Origin of the sequence: Pseudomonas sp. GM84, assembly GCF_000282535.1 — a bacterium.
Lineage (GTDB): Bacteria > Pseudomonadota > Gammaproteobacteria > Pseudomonadales > Pseudomonadaceae > Aquipseudomonas.
This window is the reverse complement of the sequence record NZ_AKJC01000207.1, coordinates 1-4,118: the sequence shown is the minus strand read 5'-3', so window position 1 is coordinate 4,118 and position 4,118 is coordinate 1. Positions and strand designations below refer to the sequence as shown.

Below are 4,118 nucleotides of genomic sequence, written 5' to 3'. Positions count from 1 at the left end.
GCTCCCACAGGTACCCCACCGTTCTTGAATCTGTGGTGATCCTGTGGGAGCCGGCTTGCCGGCGATAGGGCCGATATTGCGGGCTGCAGAGCAATTCTATTCTAGGCTTCATCCGGTCACTTTCTTCTGCCTCGGGGTAATGGCCTTAGATTGTTGCGAGAAACGGCACTCTTCTGATTGCCACAAGCCGCGTAGAATCCACGGCCAGATTTAAGTGTAAAGAGGAATATCCGATGAGGCGTTGCAGCCTTTCCCGTTTTTACCTTGGGATGTTGGCCCTGATGCTGGCATTGGCCACCCCGGCCTGGTCGGCACCCGCCACGCCGGTGTCCAGCCTGGCCACCGCCGAACTGCCCGCGCTGGATGAGGACGCCAGCCTCGCGCAGTTGAGCGATCGGCTGGACCAGATTCGTCAAGGCGTGACCAGCAGTGCCAACGACGACGTGCTGTCGCAGTTGCGCCTGGCTGCCATGCAGGTCCAGCGTCAGGCCGAGGCCCTGAGCGTCTTGCGCGCGGCCGATGCGCAGAAACTGGACGACAAGCTCAAGGTCATCGGCCCGCTACAACCGGACGAAGCCCAGAGCCTGACCTTGCAGCGCAAAGAGCTCGAAGCCGCGAAGAAGTCGGTGCTCGGTGAACAGGAACAGGCCACCAAGCTGACTCAGTCGGCCCGCGACCTGTCCACGCAGATCGTCAACCTGCGCCGCAGCCAGTTCAACTCGCAGGTCACCAGCCGCGCGGCCAGCCCGCTGACGCCGGCCTTCTGGAAGTCGCTGATCCGTCCCACCGACGAAGACGTGGTGCGCCTGCGCGACTTGCGTGGCGAGGCCGCCGATGCCGTGGCCAGTGCCTTCAGTCCCGGGCAACGCTGGTTCTTCCTTACCAGCCTGGTGGCGGCGATCCTGGTCTGGACGCTAGTACGCCGGGTGCTCGAACGTCTGCTCGCCGACGCCATGGTCCGCTGGCTGCCGGAAGGCCGCCTGCGCCGAAGCGCACTGGCCTTGAGCGTGAGCCTGGCCACCCTGGGGACCATCGCCGGTTCGGTTTCGTTGCTGCGTTGGGGCCTGGAAAGCAGCTCGGAACTGGGCTCCGATATCGCCAGCCTGACCAACCACTTCCTCGCCCTGGTGGTGTTCAGCGCGTTCATTTCCGGGCTGGGTCGCGCCATGTTGATGCTGCAGCGCCCATCCTGGCGCTTGCCACCGATCGATGACGAAGTGGCCAACGCCCTGGGTTGGTTCCCCAAGCTGCTGGCCCTGTCGCTGATGGTGATGTTGACCATGGAGCGCATCAACAGCACGATCGGCACCAGCCTGGCGCTGACCGTGGCGACCAACGGCCTGACTGCGCTGGTGGTGGTGGTGATCTTCTCGGCGGCGCTGGTGCGCTACCGCCGCACCCGGCGCAAGCATGGGCTGGAGCGCCCAAGCGGCTTGGCCGGGTTGATTCCGTTCGTGGTCGTGGTGTGGGTCGCGCTGATCACGCTGGCGCTGCTGGCCGGCTACCTGACCCTGGCCTATTTCCTTGCGGCCAAGCTGCTGTGGATCAGCGTAGTGGCCACCTGCGCCTACCTGCTGACCACCTTCCTCAGCGACCTTTGCGAGACCATGCTGTCGCCCCGTCAGCCCGGTGGCCTGGCGCTCGCCTCGACGCTGGGACTGGCGCCACGCCACCAGGCGCAGGCCAGCACCATACTGAGCGGTATCACCCGCACCACGCTGCTGCTGCTCGCCGTGTTGCTGGCGCTGATGCCGTCGGGCACCAGCCCGAGCGAGCTGTTGCTGAGCCTGGGTGACTGGGACGGCACGGGTGGCAAGCTGCTGGGCAACTTGAACATCGTCCCCCGGGATATCCTGCTCGCCGTGGTGATCTTCTTCGGTGGCCTGTTCGCCATTCGCGTACTCAAGCGCTGGTTGAGCGAACGCCTGCTGCCGGAAACCGACATGGACGCCGGCATGCGTGCCTCGCTGGTGACCCTGGTGGGCTACCTGGGCTTCCTGTTCCTGGCCACGCTGGTGATGTCGACCTTGCACATCAACCTCACCAGCCTGACCTGGGTGGTCAGTGCGCTGTCGGTCGGTATCGGTTTCGGCTTGCAGCAGATCGTGCAGAACTTCATTTCCGGCCTGATCCTGCTCACCGAGCGCCCGGTCAAGGTGGGTGACTGGGTGAGCCTGGCCGGGGTCGAGGGTGACATTCGCCGCATCAACGTGCGCGCCACCGAGATCCAGATGTCCGACCGCTCCACGGTGATCGTGCCCAACTCGCAGTTCATCTCGCAGAACGTGCGCAACGTGACCATGGGCAATGCCCTGGGCGTGGTGGGCATTACCCTGACCTTGCCACTGGAGACCGATGCCAACCGGGTGCGCGAGGTATTGCTCAAGGCCTTCAAGGAACACGAGGCGGTGCTCGATGCGCCGGCGACGTCGGTGACCTTCAAGGACCTGACCAGCGCCGGCATGGTGATCGGGGTCAGTGGTTATGTGGCGGGGCCGCGGCAGGTGTCGGGGGCGCGCAGCGACTTGCTGTTCACCATCCTCGGCCAGTTGCGCGACGAGGGCATTTCCCTGTCTTCGCCGCAGAGCATGGTGCTGGTGCAGGAAGGGTCGCGCCCGGCTGACGAGCCGGCGTGAAACTGGGGCCGCTTGGCGGCCCATTCGCGGGACAAGCCCGCTCCCACAGGGTTTTCACCGCTTGGCGGACAGTGGAGCGCCTGTGGGAGCGGGCTTGTCCCGCGAATGGGCTGCAAAGCAGCCCCAGACCTCAATGCTGTTTCGCCTGCCTGATCCGCAACAGGATCACCAGCAGCACCAGCAACACTGGCGGTGCCATGCCCAACAGGGCATCGCGCGCCGTCAGCCCAACCCCCAGCAGATTCAACCCGCCATACAGCAGCTTGAACAGGTTCAGCAGGTAATAGGTGATGGCAATGATCGACAGCCCCTCCACCGCGCGCTGAATCTTCACCTGGGCATCGGCCCGGGCATTGAGGCTGCGCAGGATCTCGGCATTCTGCTCCTCCATCTCTACCTGCACGCGCGCTTGCAGCAGGTCGCCCAGGTTGGCGACGTTCTTGGCCAACTGTTCCAGGCGTTGCTCGGTGGCGGCGCAGTAGCGCACGGTCGGTTTGAATCGGCGCTCGATGAACACGCCGAGACGCTGGCAATCGCCGACATGGCTCTCGCGCAATTCGCCAAGACGCTCGAACACCAGCTGTGCATAGGCCTGCGTGGCGCCGAAACGATGGCGGGTCTTGACCGTACGGCTGACCACCTGCCGCGACAGCTGGGCGATGGCTTCGAGCAGGCCCTTGGAATCGTGGCCATCGCCCCCGGCACTGCGTTCGGAGAGGCTGACCAGTGTCTTGTCGAAGGCGTCCAGTTCCTGGCTCAGCGCCTTGGCCGTGGTCAGGGCCAGCGAGGCCATCATGCGATACGTCTCGATCTCCAGCAGGCGGCGGATCATCCGGCCCTGGCGGTAGGCATTGAGACGGCGGTTGATGAACAGGAAGCGGTTGGTGCCATCGGCGGTCAGGCGGAAGTCGCTCCACACTACCGCATCACCACCGCCGACGCAGGAGCCGCTCGGGTCCTTGAAACCATAGCGGGGCAAGTCCAGGCCTTGCTCGTCGCGCACCAGCACTTGTACCGCGTTGATCACCTGGGCGGCCTGCGGGGCGATGGCATCGGCCAGCACGGGCGGTAGCGCTTGCCATTCGGTTTCGGCGCTGGAGCAGGGCACCACCAGGGTCAGGGTGAAGAATTCCGTGTGCCGTTCCCACTTGAAGGGATGCCCGTTCAGCGCGCTGATGCCTTGTACGGCCTGGGCATCCACGGCATCGGGGCAGCAGCGTTGCAACAGCGCGGCGCAGGCTGCATCGCCGCCGAGCAGGGCCAGGTGGAAGACATGCGCCGGGCCGTCGAAATACAGCGACGGGCGGGCGTGCAATTCGTTGTGCAAGGCGGTGCGTTGAGGGTGCATGGTGGTCCGGCCTGGTCTTTTGATTGTGGGGTACCAGGGAGTGGGACTTGGCGGGGAGGTGGGAAAGTCACTTGATCAGGTGGGGATTTCTGCAGCCTGGCGAGGGCTTTGCCCTCGATCGCCGGCAAGCCGGC

2 protein-coding genes are annotated in these 4,118 nt (G+C 64.8%); one reads left to right on the top strand and one right to left on the bottom strand.

Annotation, left to right across the window (positions count from 1 at the left end; genetic code table 11):
- The first annotated feature begins 233 nt into the window (after positions 1 to 233).
- A complete protein-coding gene (locus PMI38_RS17275) occupies positions 234 to 2,636 on the top strand; it encodes a DUF3772 domain-containing protein (RefSeq protein WP_008096486.1) in 2,403 nt (800 codons plus the stop codon).
- A 130-nt stretch (positions 2,637 to 2,766) separates the two neighbouring features.
- Here the strand turns inward: PMI38_RS17275 and PMI38_RS17270 are convergent, their stop codons facing one another.
- Positions 2,767 to 3,984 carry a DUF3422 domain-containing protein gene (locus PMI38_RS17270; protein ID WP_008096484.1) on the bottom strand — a complete coding sequence of 406 codons (1,218 nt, stop codon included), beginning with the start codon at positions 3,982 to 3,984 and terminating at the stop codon, positions 2,767 to 2,769.
- Positions 3,985 to 4,118: the final 134 nt, after the last annotated feature.